The organism is Sporosarcina quadrami (assembly GCF_014836615.1).
GTDB classification, from domain to species: domain Bacteria; phylum Bacillota; class Bacilli; order Bacillales_A; family Planococcaceae; genus Sporosarcina; species Sporosarcina quadrami.
The window spans coordinates 350,329-366,126 of sequence record NZ_JACSQN010000001.1 but is presented as its reverse complement, the minus strand read 5'-3'; the positions used below and the strand labels follow the sequence as shown (position 1 = coordinate 366,126).

Here is a 15,798-nt window from a genome sequence, read left to right as displayed (position 1 = left end):
GGTGTTTAACAATTGTATATTTTAGTTGTTAAAGATTTATTTTTTCAGTGCTTCGTTAATAATGCGTTGTTGTTCAATCTTGTGATCTTCCCCATTACCTTCTGAAGGACTTGCGCGGTGAATACGACCAACATATGTGATATCTTTGCCGTCTGCAATCTCACGTAAGTAAGGAGATGCAAATGACCAAGATCCCATATTTTTTGGCTCTTCCTGAACCCAAACAAGTTCTTTTGCCTTTGGATAACGAGAAGTAATTTCCGCAATTTTGTCTGATGGGAATGGATATAATTGCTCCACACGAACGATATGAAGATGATCAAATCCTTCTCCATCTTTTACTTTTTCAGCTAGATCAATAGCCATTTTACCACTTGCAAAAAGAATCTTTTTCACTTTATCGGTTTGTTGTCCAGTTCCTGGCTGTTCAAGAACAGTTTGGAAATGGCCGTCAGATAGATCGCTTACGTCTGCACCAACAAGTGGATGACGAAGAAGTGATTTTGGTGAAACGATAACAAGTGGGCGTTCAACTTCTGTACCAAGCATTTTAGCCTGTCTGCGTAAAATGTGGAAATAGTTTGCCGCACTTGATAAGTTAGCTACTGTCCAGTTATTTTCTGCACATAGTTGTAAATATCTTTCAAGTCTTGCACTTGAGTGTTCAGGCCCTTGACCTTCATAGGCGTGAGGCAGTAACATGACTAATCCAGACTGCTGTCCCCATTTTGAATGACTAGAAGATATGAATTGGTCAAACATAACTTGAGCCATATTGGCGAAGTCGCCATACTGAGCTTCCCATATAGATAAAGCCTTATCTCTTTCCAAGTTATATCCGAATTCATAACCAACTACTGCAAATTCTGTTAAAGGACTGTTATACGCAACGAAAGATGCGTTAGATCCACTTATATGATGTAGAGGAACAAATTCTTCGCCTGATTTTTCATCATGGAGAACAAGATGACGATGTGCAAATGTCCCACGCTGAATATCTTGTCCGGTCATACGAATCGGATTGCCGTCTTGTAAGATTGCTCCAAACGCCAATTGCTCGGCATGTGCCCAGTCTATTTTTCCTTTACCTTTAAATGGCTCTTCACGACGTTTAAGGATTCTGTCTAATTTGCTGAATACACTGAAATCATCCGGATAAGATAGAAGTTCTTCATTCATACGGCGTAATGTCTCTTCATCGACTCCTGTTTCCAAGTCTCTCGGGAATCCGTCAAGAACATATTCAGGAGTTGCATTTGATATCTTTTTCACATCAGCAGAATGCTCTTTCACTTTGTCATATGCTTCTTGCATCACTGCAAATACATTTGTATCAAGTTTGTCAACATCTGCTTCGCTTAAAATGTTTTCTTTTACAAGTTCCATTCCATATAGCTGTCTTGGAGTCGGATGTTTGTGTATTAAGTGATACATCATCGGATTTGTCACTAAAGGTTCATCCATTTCGTTATGTCCATAACGGCGGTAGCCGATCAAGTCTATTAGAATATCTTTGCTGAATTTCTGTCGATATTCAAAAGCAAAAGTAGCAGCTGCGATTACTTCTTCAGGGCTATCTGCATTCACATGTAAAATCGGAACTTCGAAGCCTTTTGCAGGATCCGAAGAATAATGTGTCGATCTTGAATCATAGTATTCTGTCGTAAAACCGATTGTATTGTTAGCAATAATATGAATAGATCCGCCTGTTTTGTAACCACGGACACGACTGTAGTTGAATGTCTCAGGTACTATACCTTGGCCAGGGAATGCAGCATCTCCATGGATCATAATTGCATAAGCAGCATTCATGTCTTGGACAGGCATCCCTTCTTTGTCAGTCGATTCCTGCGCTGCACGCGTCTGACCTGCAACTACAGGATTAACAACTTCCAAGTGAGAAGGATTATATGCTAGGAAACGCTCCATTCCTGATTTCCCTTTATACAGACCACCCATATGATACTTAACATCGCCGAACCATCCACGAGTCGTAACAAGTGAGCCATCTTCAGGTAGGAACGGAGATGATGGTACTCCTGCGAATTCAGCAAACATCATTTCATAAGGTTTGTTTAAGATATGTGTAAGTACATTCAAACGGCCACGGTGAGCCATTCCAATTAATACTTTTTTCATTTGCTCGGCTTCTGAGCGTCGTACTAACTCATCAAGCAAAACTACAAGGGAGTCTAAACCTTCGATAGAGAATCGTTTCGCTCCGACAAATGTCCGGTGGATGAACTTTTCAAAGCCTTCAATTTGAGTCAGTCTATGAAGCAATTCTTTACGATCATCTGCTGAGAGGTTAACAGTAATTTCACCGTTTTCAATCTTAGATTGGATCCAAATGCGCTCTTGTTCATCGATTACATGTGAAAACTCATATGCGATTTTACCTGTGTATAATGATTTTAAGTAGTTTACAGCTTCCAGACCGTTTTCAACACCTGCTGGCGTGTTCTGAAGTAACAATGAAGCGGGCATATCCTTCAAATCTGACTCTGTCAAACCGTAATGTGATAATTCCAGACGACTCGAGTCTTTCGGACGATCGTTAAGCGGATAAATATCTGCTGCAAGATGTCCATATGAACGTATTGCATTAATTAGTGTATATGCAGAAAGAACTTTCCCGAAATTTCCTGCAGGAACTGCTGTTGCTGTAGTCTGTGAATCTCCTTCAACAGATGGAGCTCCAAATTTCTTGAACATCTCAGCTAGTTCAGGATCAACCGTCTCCGGTGAAGTTTTGAACTGCTCATACATTTCCATTACATACCCAAGGTTCGGACCTGCGAATACCGAGTAAGGAGAACGGTGGGAACCAACATTGTTCGACATGTAAAATGACCTCCACATTTGCCATTCGGCCTGTTGTGTTTATATTTTTTATCCGTATCCATAGTACCATGCAAACCGTATTACTGAAAGGGTTTAGTACTATATAATTGACTTTTATACCGCAATCAACTCTACACCTCATTCTCGTTGATTGCAACAGTATGAAATGCATAATTACGTATATTTATCAATATTCATTAGTTTTTATAAGATAGAATCATTTCCGCCATGTCTTTCGGCGATTTTGTCGTTGAAATATCTTCCATTTTCATTAACAAGTCTTGCTTGCTATTTTGCAAAGTTGTAAATAGATCTACTGCTGACAAAGTACTTAATTGTTCTTCTTGGACAATTTCAGCTATGCCGAGGGATTCAAAAAGTGATGCATTTAATAATTGGTCTCCACGACTTTGTGATGCAGATAGCGGAATTAGCAACATCGGTTTCATAACCGAAAGTAATTCGAAAATCGCATTGGATCCTGCCCGAGATATTGCAAAATCTGCAGCAGCTAATAAATGTGGCAATCCTTCAGTAACGTATTCAAATTGTGTATAGCCTGATAGCTGCTCTAACTCTTCGATAATGTTCCCTTTACCGCAAAGGTGGATGATTTCATACCTTTCGAGTAGAAGATTTAAATCTTTTCGTATAGTTTCATTTAAAATTGCTGAACCTTGGCTACCACCCGTTATAATGAAGACAGGCTTTTCTCCTGTTAACCGTGCAATTCGCAGTCCTTCTTTCCGATTCCCTTGAAAAATTTCCGGACGAATAACTGCACCTGTACATGTCGCTTTATCTGTCGGAACATGTTCCAAAGTCTGTTCAAACACAGTGAAGATATGTTTGGCAAAAGGTAGCGCCAGCTTGTTTGCTAGTCCTGGTGTAACGTCTGATTCATGGATGACTACAGGTATTTTTGCGAGTTTTGCTGCCAGAACGACAGGCACAGAAACAAATCCACCTTTTGAAAAAATGATTTCAGGCTTCAATTTCATCAATACAACGAATGCCTGCAAAACTCCCGCCCCCACTTTAAAAGGATCGGTAAAGTTTTTCACGGAAAAATAACGTCTTAACTTCCCACTTTGTATAGCATGATATTGCACTTCTGGATGACCGTTGCGGATTAACTCCTGTTCGATTCCGTCATGAGAACCAATATAATGAACTTCATATCCTCTTTCGATAAATACAGGAATAAGTGCTTCGTTGACAGATACATGCCCTGCCGTCCCGCCTCCTGTTAATACAATAACCGGCCGTTTCATTTGGCCCTTCACCTCATCTGACTAAATTTAACTGCTATTTTTGTTACTACTTAGCTAGTATAGCAAAAAAAACATGATACAATGTGGATTGATTTATAACATATGAAAACTTTTTTAACTTCAGAGTCAACAGTATTTCTTTTACATCGAAAGGAGCATTTCCCGTGGACGATGTTTTACCATTTAAACAGAAATTAGCAACATTTATTAAGATTGTCGTACCAATTCTAATTACTCAAGTTGCACTGTACTTAATGACTTTTTTTGATATTCTCATGACCGGCCGTTACAATACACAAGATTTAGCAGGTGTAACGATAGGGTCTTCATTTTGGGTTCCGGTCTACACGGGATTATCGGGAATTCTTATGGGACTAACACCTATGATTGCCCATTATATAGGTAGCGGAAATAAGAAAGAAACTCGCCCGTCTGTGCAACAAGGTTTATATGTATCTTTAGCATTATCTGCAATTGTTTTTACTATTATGCTACTAGTAGTTATACCATCTATTAACCATATGCCACTTGAAGGTGCTATTAGCATAGTGGCCGGCAATTATTTGAACGGGATGTGTATTGGTTTAATTCCTTTATTCGCTTACACCGTTCTGCGTGCGTTTTTCGATGCACTTGGTGCGACACGCGTTTCTATGTTCATCATACTTTTATCTGCACCTATAAATATTGTCTTGAATTACTTGCTCATTTTTGGAAAGTTTGGCTTTCCTGAACTCGGAGGCGCAGGGGCGGGTTATGCTTCAGGCTTTACGTATTGGATTGTATTAGCCATTTCCTTACTCATCGCATGGAAACGGAAGCCATTCCAAGCGTTTTCCCTCTTTATTAATTGGCAGCGAATATCGTTTAAAAAATGGTGGGAAATTCTTAAAATTGGTGTGCCGATAGGATTATCGATTTTTGTGGAAATAAGCATCTTTTCGGTTGTGACCCTTTTAATGAGCGGATATACTACGGAAACTATTTCTGCTCACCAGATTGCATTGAATTTCACATCACTTTTATATATGATTCCTCTAAGTATATCTATGGGTGCCACAATACTAGTTGGACAAGCAATAGGTGCAGGGCGTTCAACTAACGCGAAGCATTACAGTTACCTAGCGGTAGGACTTGCTGTGGCATTCAGTTTTATTTCTATAGTTATATTACTTTTATTTAGAGAGCCGATTGCTTCCTTATATACAACAGATGCAGCAATCATCGCTTTAGCAATTAAATTCTTCATTTTTGCAGCATTTTTTCAGTTATCTGATGCAATTCAAGCGCCAATACAAGGATCTTTACGTGGTTATAAAGACGTTAATGTAACATTTATCGTCGGGATCATTTCTTTTTGGGTTATTGGTTTACCTGTTGGATATGTGACAGCCACGTATACTACACTTGGACCGTATGGGTACTGGGTAGGTCTTATTGTCGGATTAACGCTCGGAGCCATTACATTAAGCATCCGTTTGTATTATGTGCAAAAAAGATTCGCTTTGAAAATTCCGGGTGCTAACTAATGATTTGTATAGTAATTTTCAAATGAATTTCTATTCAATCATTTTAAATTCATGCAAAAAAAGAACATGATGGGTATACATCCCGTCATGTTCTTTTTCATATCATTTTTGTATAAATTGTTGTGTCCAGTAATTCCCATTGGCATCATACCCAATACCAATATGCGTGAATTCCGGAGTTAAGATGTTTTGTCTATGTCCCGGAGATTCCATCCATCCTTTTACGACTTCCTCAGCGCTACGTTGACCCATGGCAATGTTTTCGGCAGCAGACTTGTAGCTGATTCCATTTGCTTTCATCTGATCAAATGGTGAACCATACGTAGGACTAGTATGTGAGAAATAGTTTTTCGTAGCCATATCAGTCGATTTTTGACGAGCAGAGTTCATAAGTTTGTTATCAATTTGTAACGGCTGTAAACCTGCTTTTTGTCTTTCTGCATTCGTCAGATTTAATACCGCTTGTTCTACAGCTGAAATTGATTGATTTTGCTCCTGATTGACAGGTGGTTGTTGTTCAACCGGCTTGTCGCTCGGTGTCTGTGGTGGAGTAACAGGCTTCTGTGGTTCAACCGGTTTTTCTGGTGCCACAGGTTTTTGTTCCTCAACCGGCTTATTTGGTGTTACAGGCTTTTGTTGCTCATTTGGCTTGACTGGTTGGTCCGGTTTCACCGAAGGCTTTTGCCCATTCAGGAATGGGTATTCACCAAATGCTTTCTCCAACTCTTTAATATATGAAGAAATGTATTCATTCACTTCATATTCAGAATTGAATTGCCCTTTAGTAACAACGTATTTCTGAATCGTTTTTAGTGATGGTTGAACGTCCACATCATTATTTTGATAAGATGCTTCTGCATTATTGTTGTTCGACAGAAGTAGTGCCGAACCGAGTAAGATGACTGACATTGATTTTTTCATCTATAACACTCCCTTCGCAAACTATCATAACGTAAGGAAGATGAGGAGAAACGGCAGAAAAAACCAATGTATCCATAGAATACGAAAATACCTTTGTACAAGTCATCAATCAGTCTACGATTTGGATAATTTCGGTTGGATCGTCTATTATTTCATTTGAAATGGGGTTGACAATTCTCGGATTCAAGCATGTTAGTACGGATAGGTTAATTGTCCAATCCCTTCACCAATGACGACCAATCTAGGTTCCATCTTTACATATTCAGGGAGCCAATTAACCATTCCGTATGCATATTGAAAAAGATAAGGGTTTTTAATATCTTTAACAGGTACATATCCCTTCATTCTATATACTGTATCTGGGAGAGATTTAACCCAGTCTTCAAATTGTTCCTTATCGACTGGGCTATTAAATACAAGCAATTTGGACGACAAAGGCAGATTCCGTCCTGACAGAATAGATTTTTCCAAAGGTTTATCCATTTTCCCAAGCGTTTCTTCAATAAATGAGAAAGAAACATCCGCATTTTTAGTCTGAATAATTGGAGCATGTTCATTTAGATTTGAAATTTCCATTGTGACAGTAGCCATACTAGAGTCAGTCAGTAAGTCTGACTTGTTTGCAAGAATAATATGCGCATGACGGATTTGCTCCATAAACAATGAACGAATTTGCGGTGACAACTTCTCTCTCTCCAACCATCGTTTCGAATCGGCCACAGTTACGATTCCTTTAATATTTAAGCGATCTGCAAACAACGGAGAATAGATAGCATCTAGTGCTTCTACAGGGTGTGCAGCCCCTGTTGTTTCAATTAGTATGACATCAATGTCTTCATTTTCCTCAAGCAGTCCTTGTAATTGAGCTTCTGTCTGCTCGGAACCCGTGCAACATATACAACCGTTTAGCAACTCTTTTAATGGTATATTATCGGAAGTTCCAACTGTATCAGAGTCAATTGAAATAGACCCGAATTCATTCATAAGAACAGCCGGTCTCTTCCCTTGTTCTTTTAATTGGGCAATCAACTTCATTAATAATGAAGTTTTACCACTTCCTAAAAATCCGCTTAACAAATAGACATCTGTCATGTTAATCCCTCTTTTATATATGAAAAGCGCCCAACCATAGAGGATTGGACGCTTTTCAATTATTCTCCGATCTTTTCTTTCAAGACTTCCTTCGCTTTCATCAACTGAGGATCGTCTTTCTTAATTTTGTCTTTCAACTCATTCATTAAAGCGTAAGTTGTATCGCCTGCTAGAATGCCGTCCACTTCTAGTGACAATTTCTCTTGTAGTGATTCAACAGCAGCTTTTGTACTTGCATCAAACAATCCGTCTACATCACCTGGCTCATAGCCGATTGCTTGTAACATTTCTTCAGCAGCTTTGATGGCTGGAGATACCATGCCTTCTTTCATTTCCACAGTTGGATCCAGGAAAGGCAACATTGCATATGTCGGATACTGTACTTCAATATCCGGCTCAATGCCTTTTTCGTGAATCCAATTGCCGTCTGGTGTTAACCATTTTGCTGTAGTTAATTTCAAGTTAGAACCGTCAGGTAAATCTCTAGGTGTTTGAACAGTTCCCTTGCCATATGTTTTAATACCGATTAGTGGAATATTTGCTGATTCCTTCAGAGCACCTGCAAGTATTTCAGAAGCTGAAGCACTGCCATCGTCTATGACGAGAGTGACAGGCACTTCTACTTTCCTGCCATTGGATGCAACATACACTTCAGGATTGCTTCCTTTGCCTTCATATTGGAATAGGTTTTTGTCCTTTGCCACGAAAAGATCTGAGATGTCTATCGCAGTATTTAGCATTCCACCCGGATTTTGACGGACATCGACTATTAAACCTTCCATTCCTTCGTTTTCCATTTCATCAAGAGCCTTCAATAGCTCGTCATACGTATGTTCAGAGAAGCTCGTTATTCGGATATGGGCAATATGATCATCTAGCATTTCAGCGTATACCGTTTCAATCGGAATGACGTCTCTTTCAATTTTCACATCAAATGGTTCGGCCATTTGTCCACGTCGCACAGATAATGTCACGGTCGTGCCTTTTTCACCGCGAATAAGTAACACCGCTTCAGAAGAAGACATTCCTTGAATACTCGTGCCATCTACGGCGATAATCAAGTCGTTTGGTAACAGTCCGGCCCGTTCAGCTGGAGAGTTTTTAATAGGAGAAACAACATTAATATATCCATTTAGCTCTTGGATTTCAGCGCCGATTCCTTCGAAACTTGAAGAAATACTCTCATTCAGTTGACGCGCTTCTTTCTCATTCAAATAATCCGAAAATGGATCCCCAAGCGCCTCGATCATTCCATTTATTGCACCATCAATAATTGACGTTTCATCAATATCGTTGTAATACGTTTTTTTCATTTCGTCATAAGCATCATACAATTTCTTGAATTCTTTCCGGTCTACATTCGCATGATTTTGTGGACTGACAACTTCCACTACTTTGTCTTCACCTGTTGTCAAAGCGAAAAACGTAACAGCTGCAGTAGCAAGAACAAGACCGAATACAAGCATGACGAGTGAGAACGGTTTCATCTGAATAAATCGCTTTGCACGCGGTTCATGTTCTGTTTCATTCATATTATCGAGACCGTCATTTTTCTCTTTTTCGTCCATCCTTTTCCCAACTTTCTTTCCTCTTTATACGAGTTTATTCAAAAAAAGACCGCCGATGTATAAGCGAACGGTCTTTTATTTCATTCTTATTGAATTGCAGCATCCAATGCAACTTCAATCATTTCATTGAATGTTGTTTGACGCTCTTCTGAAGTTGTAGCTTCTCCAGTCAAAATGTGGTCACTTACTGTCAATACAGCAAGCGCTTGTCTGCCAAATTTTGCAGCAAGTGTATAAAGTGCTGCCGTTTCCATTTCAACTGCTAACACACCATATTGAGCAAGCTTTTCGTGTTCAGCATGTTCATTATAGAAGAAGTCTTCAGTGAACACATTTCCAACTTTCAAATGCAATCCTTTTTCAACACCTGCATTGTAAGCCTTTAATAATAGATCGAAATCTGCAGTCGGTGCATAATCGACACCATTGAAGAATGTACGGTTAATTGGTGAGTTTGTTGTTGCACTTTGTGCAAGGATGACATCACGCACTTGGACGTCCTTTTGGATAGCGCCGCAAGTTCCTACACGAATAAGTTTTTGAACATCAAATTCTTGCATAAGTTCAGTTACATATATCGAAATGGATGGTACTCCCATACCCGTACCTTGAACAGAAATACGTTTTCCTTTATAAGTACCTGTATAACCGAACATATTTCTAACTTCATTGTACTGTGTTACATCTTCCAGGAATGTTTCTGCAATGTATTTCGCTCGCAATGGATCTCCTGGTAAAAGAATCGTATCAGCAATATCGCCTTTTTTTGCATTAATATGTATGCTCAATGTTCCCGCCTACCTTTCAAAATTCTTTACTAATCATACAGTTAATCGCTGGATTATGCAATGAAGATGGTCATGCAAATGTATTAGAAACGCTCTTTATACAATCCAAACAACTCATCAAAAACAATACTCGGCATAGCAGAATCCGCTTTCTCTTCTATATAACGGGAAAGCGGATCAAATTCTTTCTCAACTTTAGGAAAAGCTAGGTCATTGAACATAGCTTCAGCAAAAAGAGCATAGACATCTTCTTTAGAGCCGCCGCGATATGCAAGTGCAAATTGATAAAAAGATCTATCCATTATTTGGCCTCCAGTCAGTCTACAAATCGACTACGATACTCTCCATAACCTTCCTTTTCAAGTTCCCTAACAGGAATGAAACGCATTGCTGCTGAATTTATGCAATAGCGAAGACCTTCAGGACCTGGTCCGTCTGGAAAGACATGTCCCAAATGAGAGTCTGCTGTCTTGCTGCGTACCTCAGTCCTACGCATCCCATGTGTCGTGTCGAAGTGTTCTGTCACTTCAGCACTATCAATCGGTTTTGTAAAGCTTGGCCATCCACAACCTGCATCATATTTATCAAGAGAACTAAAAAGTGGTTTGCCTGATACAATATCTACATAGATCCCATCTTCAAAATGGCTGTCGTATTCATTTTGGAAAGGTTTCTCTGTCCCATTTTCCTGAGTCACATGATACTGGATATCCGTCAACGTGTTTTTAAGATTCTCTTTCATTGATGATCACTCCAATTCTCTTTTTTAAAGTTTTCTCTTCCAGATCCTACAGCATATCGATTATAGTGAGTAGGATTTTTTAAGTAGTAATCTTGATGTCCTTCTTCAGCTTTATAGAACTCTTTTGCAGGTAAGATGTCCGTTTGAATCGGTTTGTTGAACTTTCCAGACGCTTGTAGAGTAAGTTTAGATGTCTCCGCTAGTTCATTTTGCTCTTCAGAATGTGTGAAGATTGCCGTTTTATACGATTCACCACGATCGAAAAATTGACCACCTTGATCTGTTGGATCAATCTGTCGCCAGAAAATGGACAGTAATTCCTCATAGGAAATAATTGAATCATCAAAAGTGATTTGAACGGCTTCCCTATGGCCTGTTGTATTTGTACAAACCATTTCGTATGTTGGATTCGGTATATCCCCACCTGTATAGCCTGATATGACAGATATCACACCATCATATCGATCGAAAGGTTTTACCATGCACCAAAAACATCCTCCAGCAAACGTCGCTACTTGTGTTGTCATGTTTGTGCCTCCTTATTCATTTGGGATAGTCACTTCAAAAACAATATCATCTTCAGCTAAGTTCAAGGTCTTCGCTCTCACTTGTAGGTTTCCTGAAACTGGAAGCTCGGCAAGGTTTATGAAAATTTCTTCCTCCTTAGGACGTACAATCATCCATTCCGGTAATTTAATGGAGTCGCGCAACAGTTTTAATACAGTTGCAGGGGGTATATCTAACGGCCCAATTTCCATTGACGTCTGTTTTAAAAGGAGATTTCCATCATTGAGAACAACCGGGTCAAAGTGCATATTTATCGGTACTTTAATCGTAAACGCAATCAATTCAGAGCGTAAAATAACATCATCTTCAAAATTCATCGTCACTGGCAAAGGATCACTCTTCATCGCTTTTCCTATATACGTGTTTGCAAGTGCTTCTAAGTCATTGCGGGATGCTTTTACGCTTAGAACACTACCTTTGCCGGAATATCTTTCCGTAACGGGCAATGGATCAGAGTCACCTGGACTTTCGATAAAAATTACAAGTGCGACAATCCCGACAACAATAAGACCGACCAACCCTAAAAAAGCTATTTTCCAACGGTTCAAAAAATCACCTCTGCAATTCCAATTTCCCATCTGATAACTCCGTCAAACCACAGCCATCAATCTTTTCAATCAAGCGGTTTGCCATCGATTCGTATCCTTTTGCATTAGGATGAAAGAAATCGGAATGGTAGACCAAGTTTTCATTACCGACGAATAAGTCATTGACAGGTGCAAAACAAGCTTTCCCATCCATAATGACTTGCATCTCAATCGCTTCGTTCCAATCATCAATAATCATTTCAAACTCATTCTCTTCATCAGTTAAAATAGAAAGTGGATTATACAATCCAACGACAAAAATAACAGCATCACCATTCAGACCTCTAATTGTTTTAAATACTTGATCAAGCCGGTTTTCAAACTTCCCCAATTCAGTATAAAACGGCTTAGGCTCTAGATTGAAGAGATTTTTCTTCACTACTTTCATAATGTCATTTCCTCCGATAGTTAAATAAATAACATCGGCTTCTTTAACACTCTTTTGAATATCACTTTCATCCAATTGTTTCAGTAGTTGATCACTGCGTCTACCGCGCTTTGCCAAATTGTCGGACTTTAAATCTTTTACACCTTTCCAGTCGTTCATCGCGAGCGTGACACGACCAAAATAGCCTCCCCTTTTATACTCATCTCCAACACCTTGAGTAAGGGAATCGCCTAACCCGATTACTTGTATTGTTTCCGGGATGAAATAATCGGGTAAGACATATTGTTCGAACCGTACATTATCGCGACCCGAAAAAGATGATACTTCATACACTTCCCTCGTACTGCATCCTGACAATAGTAATGAGAAGATGAGTATGTACATAACTCTTCTCATAGCAATAATTCCCCTTTTTTCTTTTATTGAATCCTTTAAGCACTAAATCAATCGGTATAATACATAAAACCGATTGCACCTTCCCCTGTATGCGTGCTTATAATTGGAGATGTGAACGAGAATTTCACGTCTTTCCAACCGAATTCTTCTATCATATTCATTAGCGGCTCTGCCATTGCAAGACCATTTGCATGTGATATACCAATAGATCGAATAATCTTTCCAGCTGTTTCTTCTTTAAATGCCTTATATAAAAATGAGGCAACTTGTTTATGACTTCTTGCTTTCCCGACAGGCGTGTAGACACCGTCTTGTAATGTAGCTATCGGTTTAATATTAAGCAACGAGCCAATCATCGCCTTTCCTTTTCCAATACGTCCGCCTTTAACGAGATTATCCAACATATCTACAACAACAAATAGTGTTGTGTTTTTACGTACGACTGTAAGACGCTCTTCGATTTCCTGTACGCTTCTTCCTTCTTTCGCCATCTTTGCCGCTTCCAATACTTGAAATGTTAATGCATGTGAAATATACATCGAATCGATAACTGTTACTTTAGCATCTGTCATCGAAGCAGCCGCTTCTGCTGATTTTACAGTGCCACTCATTCCACCTGTCATATGTATGGAAATAATTTCACTGCCATCAGCACCTAGTTCATCGTAAAGTTCTTTGAAGATACCTGTTGCAGGCTGAGAGCTTTTCGGCAACTCTTTGCTCGTATTCATTTTTTCTATGAATGACTCCGGTTTAATATCTACACCGTCGATATACGTTTCACCATCTATATGTATAGTAAGTGGGACTACGTGTATATCATATTGCGAAACATAGTTTTCAATTAAATCTGCAGTTGAGTCCGTGACGATATGAATTTTTTTCATGAATGGCACTTCCTTATCATATTGGCGACTTTTATAATATACTAGTATAATACTTCAAAAAGGAGATACGGACATGCCAGAAGCTTTCGATTATAAAAACTCAAATGAAGAGCTGTGGAATGCCATTACGCATGGATTTGGTCTGATTTTAAGCATACCGGCCCTTGTCCTTCTAATTCGAAAAGGTATTGAACATGGAACTGGAATAGCTATCGTAAGCTTTACGATTTTCGGCGTCTCCATGTTTCTATTATTTCTTATGAGTACTCTACTCCACAGTATGCCGGTAAAGTTAAAAAAACTTTTTTCCATTTTCGATCATTCAGCAATCTATGTTCTTATAGCAGGCACTTATACACCATTCGTTCTCGTGACTATTAAAGGAGCTTTAGGTTGGTCGTTGTTCGGAATCATATGGGGTCTTGCCATAGCTGGCATTCTGTTTAAGGTGTTTTTCATCCATAGATATGAAGCTGTTTCACTCATTTTCTATATTGTAATGGGATGGCTCATTATGGCAGGTATTAAACCGCTATACATAAATTTACCAATTGAAGGTTTCATTCTATTGGTTGTTGGCGGGTTATTTTATACACTGGGATCAGTGTTTTATGCTTACAGAAAAATTCCTTATAATCATGTAATATGGCATCTATTTGTTATGGCCGGTAGTGCAGCAATGTTTTTCAGCGTCCTCCTTTATGTGTGAGGACGCTTTTTTTATGAGCTTCTTTCGTAAACTAAATATGAATATGGGGTTCCATAAGCAGAATGATGATCATCAGATTCAGAAATAATCTTCCATTCATCGTCGTATTTCGGGAAGAATGTATCACCATTATATTCATTTCGAATGATCGTAATGTACAGACGATCCGCTAAGGACATGGAGATATTGAAGATTTCAGCGCCACCTATAATGACCACTTCTTCAGAGAATTGCTTACCGCGTTGTAGTGCATCTTCCAGTGAATGAAACACTTCAGCGCCCTCTACTTGATAATCTTCATTTCGCGTTACGATAATATTTAATCGTCCAGGCAAAACCTTGCCAATCGACTCAAATGTTTTACGTCCCATGACAATTGCTTTACCCATCGTTACCTTTTTAAAATAACCTAATTCCTCAGGTATATGCCACGGCATCTTGTTATTTACACCAATAACACGGTTTGAATCATGAGCAACTAGCAATGATATCATAATATTCTCCTTTACATCACTATATTTATACAGCTATTGGTGCCTTAATCCTAGGATGCGGATCATATCCCTCAATTTCAAGGTCATCAATTGACAAGTCAAATATGCTCTTATCCCCCATATGTAAATGTAATGTCGGCAACTGTTTAGGCGTTCGCGATAATTGCTCTTTCACCTGATCCATGTGATTAAGATAAATATGCGCATCACCTAGAGTATGGATGAATTCACCTACTGCTAAATTACATTCTTGTGCAATTAAATGGACGAGTAATGCATACGATGCAATGTTAAAAGGAACTCCTAAAAACACATCGGCACTCCTTTGATAGAGCTGGCACGATAACTTCCCTTCCGCCACATAAAATTGGAACATCGCATGGCAAGGTGGTAACGCCATATCGCTCACTTCTGAAGGATTCCATGCGGTAACAAGATGTCTCCGAGAATCAGGATTTGTCTTAATGCCAGTAATCAAGGCACTTATCTGGTCAATGACATTGTCTCCAGTCGACCATGAACGCCATTGTTTACCGTAAATAGGTCCTAAATCTCCGTATTTTGCAGCAAATTCATCGTCCTCGATAATCCGTTTTTTATAATTAGCCATTTCAACTTTATAGATAGCATCAAATTCTTCATCTTTGAGGCAACGTCTGCCAAAATCAGTCATATCCGGTCCTGAATATTCATCGCTATTTACCCAACGTTCAAAACCCCATTCATCCCATATCGGATTCTTGTCATGGATGAGTGTCCGAATATTCGTATCACCTTTTAAGAACCATAACAATTCCGTTGCAATTAAACGGAATGCGGTTTTTTTCGTTGTCATTAATGGGAAACCGTTCTGAAGATCGTATCGCATCTGGTAACCGAACACGCTTATCGTCCCCGTTCCAGTCCTGTCTTCTTTCACTGTCCCATTTTCAATAATGTGTGTGCATAGATCTAAGTATTGTTTCATCTGAATGTCCTCCTTGTTACTTACATGACAGTATAACAAAAAGCG

16 protein-coding genes are annotated in these 15,798 nt (G+C 39.1%); 2 read left to right on the top strand and 14 right to left on the bottom strand.

Going from position 1 to position 15,798, the window contains the following annotated elements; translation table 11 throughout:
• Window positions 1-36: 36 nt before the first annotated feature.
• Window positions 37-2,844, bottom strand: coding sequence for a 2-oxoglutarate dehydrogenase E1 component (locus H9649_RS01875; RefSeq protein WP_191692940.1), 2,808 nt, complete (start codon window positions 2,842-2,844; stop codon window positions 37-39).
• A gap of 197 nt (window positions 2,845-3,041) precedes the next feature.
• Window positions 3,042-4,118, bottom strand: coding sequence for an undecaprenyldiphospho-muramoylpentapeptide beta-N-acetylglucosaminyltransferase (locus H9649_RS01870; protein ID WP_191692939.1), 1,077 nt, complete (start codon window positions 4,116-4,118; stop codon window positions 3,042-3,044).
• 164 nt (window positions 4,119-4,282) lie between these two features.
• Here H9649_RS01870 and H9649_RS01865 point away from each other — a divergent pair, with 164 nt between their 5' ends.
• Complete coding sequence (locus H9649_RS01865) at window positions 4,283-5,647, top strand: MATE family efflux transporter (protein ID WP_318241637.1); 1,365 nt, start codon at window positions 4,283-4,285, stop codon at window positions 5,645-5,647.
• A gap of 102 nt (window positions 5,648-5,749) precedes the next feature.
• Here the strand turns inward: H9649_RS01865 and H9649_RS01860 are convergent, their stop codons facing one another.
• The 10 genes from H9649_RS01860 to H9649_RS01815 all read right to left on the bottom strand — a co-directional run bounded on the left by H9649_RS01860 (window position 5,750) and on the right by H9649_RS01815 (window position 13,583).
• A complete protein-coding gene (locus H9649_RS01860) occupies window positions 5,750-6,568 on the bottom strand; it encodes a CAP domain-containing protein (RefSeq protein WP_225229604.1) in 819 nt (272 codons plus the stop codon).
• Window positions 6,569-6,760: 192 nt separating this feature from the next.
• Window positions 6,761-7,660, bottom strand: coding sequence for a CobW family GTP-binding protein (locus tag H9649_RS01855; RefSeq protein WP_191692938.1), 900 nt, complete (start codon window positions 7,658-7,660; stop codon window positions 6,761-6,763).
• Window positions 7,661-7,719: 59 nt separating this feature from the next.
• The gene (locus H9649_RS01850) at window positions 7,720-9,228 is read right to left on the bottom strand and encodes a lmo1851 family serine protease (RefSeq protein ID WP_191692937.1); all 1,509 of its coding nucleotides are present in this window, start codon (window positions 9,226-9,228) and stop codon (window positions 7,720-7,722) included.
• Window positions 9,229-9,314: 86 nt separating this feature from the next.
• On the bottom strand, window positions 9,315-10,016 hold the full coding sequence (gene deoD / locus H9649_RS01845; RefSeq protein ID WP_191692936.1) for a purine-nucleoside phosphorylase: 702 nt from the start codon (window positions 10,014-10,016) through the stop codon (window positions 9,315-9,317).
• A gap of 83 nt (window positions 10,017-10,099) precedes the next feature.
• Window positions 10,100-10,318 carry a YozE family protein gene (locus tag H9649_RS01840; protein ID WP_191692935.1) on the bottom strand — a complete coding sequence of 73 codons (219 nt, stop codon included), beginning with the start codon at window positions 10,316-10,318 and terminating at the stop codon, window positions 10,100-10,102.
• A gap of 14 nt (window positions 10,319-10,332) precedes the next feature.
• The gene (gene msrB, locus H9649_RS01835; protein ID WP_191692934.1) at window positions 10,333-10,758 is read right to left on the bottom strand and encodes a peptide-methionine (R)-S-oxide reductase MsrB; all 426 of its coding nucleotides are present in this window, start codon (window positions 10,756-10,758) and stop codon (window positions 10,333-10,335) included.
• On the bottom strand, window positions 10,755-11,285 hold the full coding sequence (msrA, locus tag H9649_RS01830; RefSeq protein ID WP_191692933.1) for a peptide-methionine (S)-S-oxide reductase MsrA: 531 nt from the start codon (window positions 11,283-11,285) through the stop codon (window positions 10,755-10,757). The genes msrB and msrA overlap by 4 nt, the downstream gene beginning before the upstream one ends.
• A gap of 12 nt (window positions 11,286-11,297) precedes the next feature.
• A complete protein-coding gene (locus tag H9649_RS01825) occupies window positions 11,298-11,873 on the bottom strand; it encodes a YpmS family protein (RefSeq protein ID WP_191692932.1) in 576 nt (191 codons plus the stop codon).
• A 4-nt stretch (window positions 11,874-11,877) separates the two neighbouring features.
• On the bottom strand, window positions 11,878-12,696 hold the full coding sequence (locus H9649_RS01820) for a GDSL-type esterase/lipase family protein (protein WP_191692931.1): 819 nt from the start codon (window positions 12,694-12,696) through the stop codon (window positions 11,878-11,880).
• A 47-nt stretch (window positions 12,697-12,743) separates the two neighbouring features.
• Complete coding sequence (locus H9649_RS01815) at window positions 12,744-13,583, bottom strand: DegV family protein (RefSeq protein WP_191692930.1); 840 nt, start codon at window positions 13,581-13,583, stop codon at window positions 12,744-12,746.
• Between the two features lie 73 nt (window positions 13,584-13,656).
• Between H9649_RS01815 and trhA the strand changes: the two genes are divergently transcribed.
• Window positions 13,657-14,292 carry a PAQR family membrane homeostasis protein TrhA gene (trhA, locus tag H9649_RS01810; RefSeq protein ID WP_191692929.1) on the top strand — a complete coding sequence of 212 codons (636 nt, stop codon included), beginning with the start codon at window positions 13,657-13,659 and terminating at the stop codon, window positions 14,290-14,292.
• 11 nt (window positions 14,293-14,303) lie between these two features.
• Here trhA and H9649_RS01805 read toward each other — a convergent pair whose 3' ends face one another.
• Window positions 14,304-14,786 (bottom strand): dihydrofolate reductase, encoded by a 483-nt coding sequence (locus tag H9649_RS01805; RefSeq protein ID WP_191692928.1) that lies wholly within the window; start codon window positions 14,784-14,786, stop codon window positions 14,304-14,306.
• A 25-nt stretch (window positions 14,787-14,811) separates the two neighbouring features.
• On the bottom strand, window positions 14,812-15,753 hold the full coding sequence (locus tag H9649_RS01800) for a thymidylate synthase (protein WP_191692927.1): 942 nt from the start codon (window positions 15,751-15,753) through the stop codon (window positions 14,812-14,814).
• Window positions 15,754-15,798 lie beyond the last annotated feature (45 nt).

Excerpts from the sequence above, each read along its gene's own strand:
- H9649_RS01875 (WP_191692940.1), bottom strand. The coding sequence starts at position 2,844 with ATGTCGAACAATGTTGGTTCCCACCGTTCTCCTTACTCGGTATTCGCA.
- H9649_RS01870 (WP_191692939.1), bottom strand. The coding sequence starts at position 4,118 with ATGAAACGGCCGGTTATTGTATTAACAGGAGGCGGGACGGCAGGGCAT.
- H9649_RS01860 (WP_225229604.1), bottom strand. The coding sequence starts at position 6,568 with ATGAAAAAATCAATGTCAGTCATCTTACTCGGTTCGGCACTACTTCTG.
- H9649_RS01855 (WP_191692938.1), bottom strand. The coding sequence starts at position 7,660 with ATGACAGATGTCTATTTGTTAAGCGGATTTTTAGGAAGTGGTAAAACT.
- H9649_RS01850 (WP_191692937.1), bottom strand. The coding sequence starts at position 9,228 with ATGGACGAAAAAGAGAAAAATGACGGTCTCGATAATATGAATGAAACA.
- H9649_RS01840 (WP_191692935.1), bottom strand. The coding sequence starts at position 10,318 with ATGGATAGATCTTTTTATCAATTTGCACTTGCATATCGCGGCGGCTCT.
- msrB (WP_191692934.1), bottom strand. The coding sequence starts at position 10,758 with ATGAAAGAGAATCTTAAAAACACGTTGACGGATATCCAGTATCATGTG.
- msrA (WP_191692933.1), bottom strand. The coding sequence starts at position 11,285 with ATGACAACACAAGTAGCGACGTTTGCTGGAGGATGTTTTTGGTGCATG.
- H9649_RS01820 (WP_191692931.1), bottom strand. The coding sequence starts at position 12,696 with ATGAGAAGAGTTATGTACATACTCATCTTCTCATTACTATTGTCAGGA.
- H9649_RS01815 (WP_191692930.1), bottom strand. The coding sequence starts at position 13,583 with ATGAAAAAAATTCATATCGTCACGGACTCAACTGCAGATTTAATTGAA.
- trhA (WP_191692929.1), top strand. The coding sequence starts at position 13,657 with ATGCCAGAAGCTTTCGATTATAAAAACTCAAATGAAGAGCTGTGGAAT.
- H9649_RS01805 (WP_191692928.1), bottom strand. The coding sequence starts at position 14,786 with ATGATATCATTGCTAGTTGCTCATGATTCAAACCGTGTTATTGGTGTA.
- H9649_RS01800 (WP_191692927.1), bottom strand. The coding sequence starts at position 15,753 with ATGAAACAATACTTAGATCTATGCACACACATTATTGAAAATGGGACA.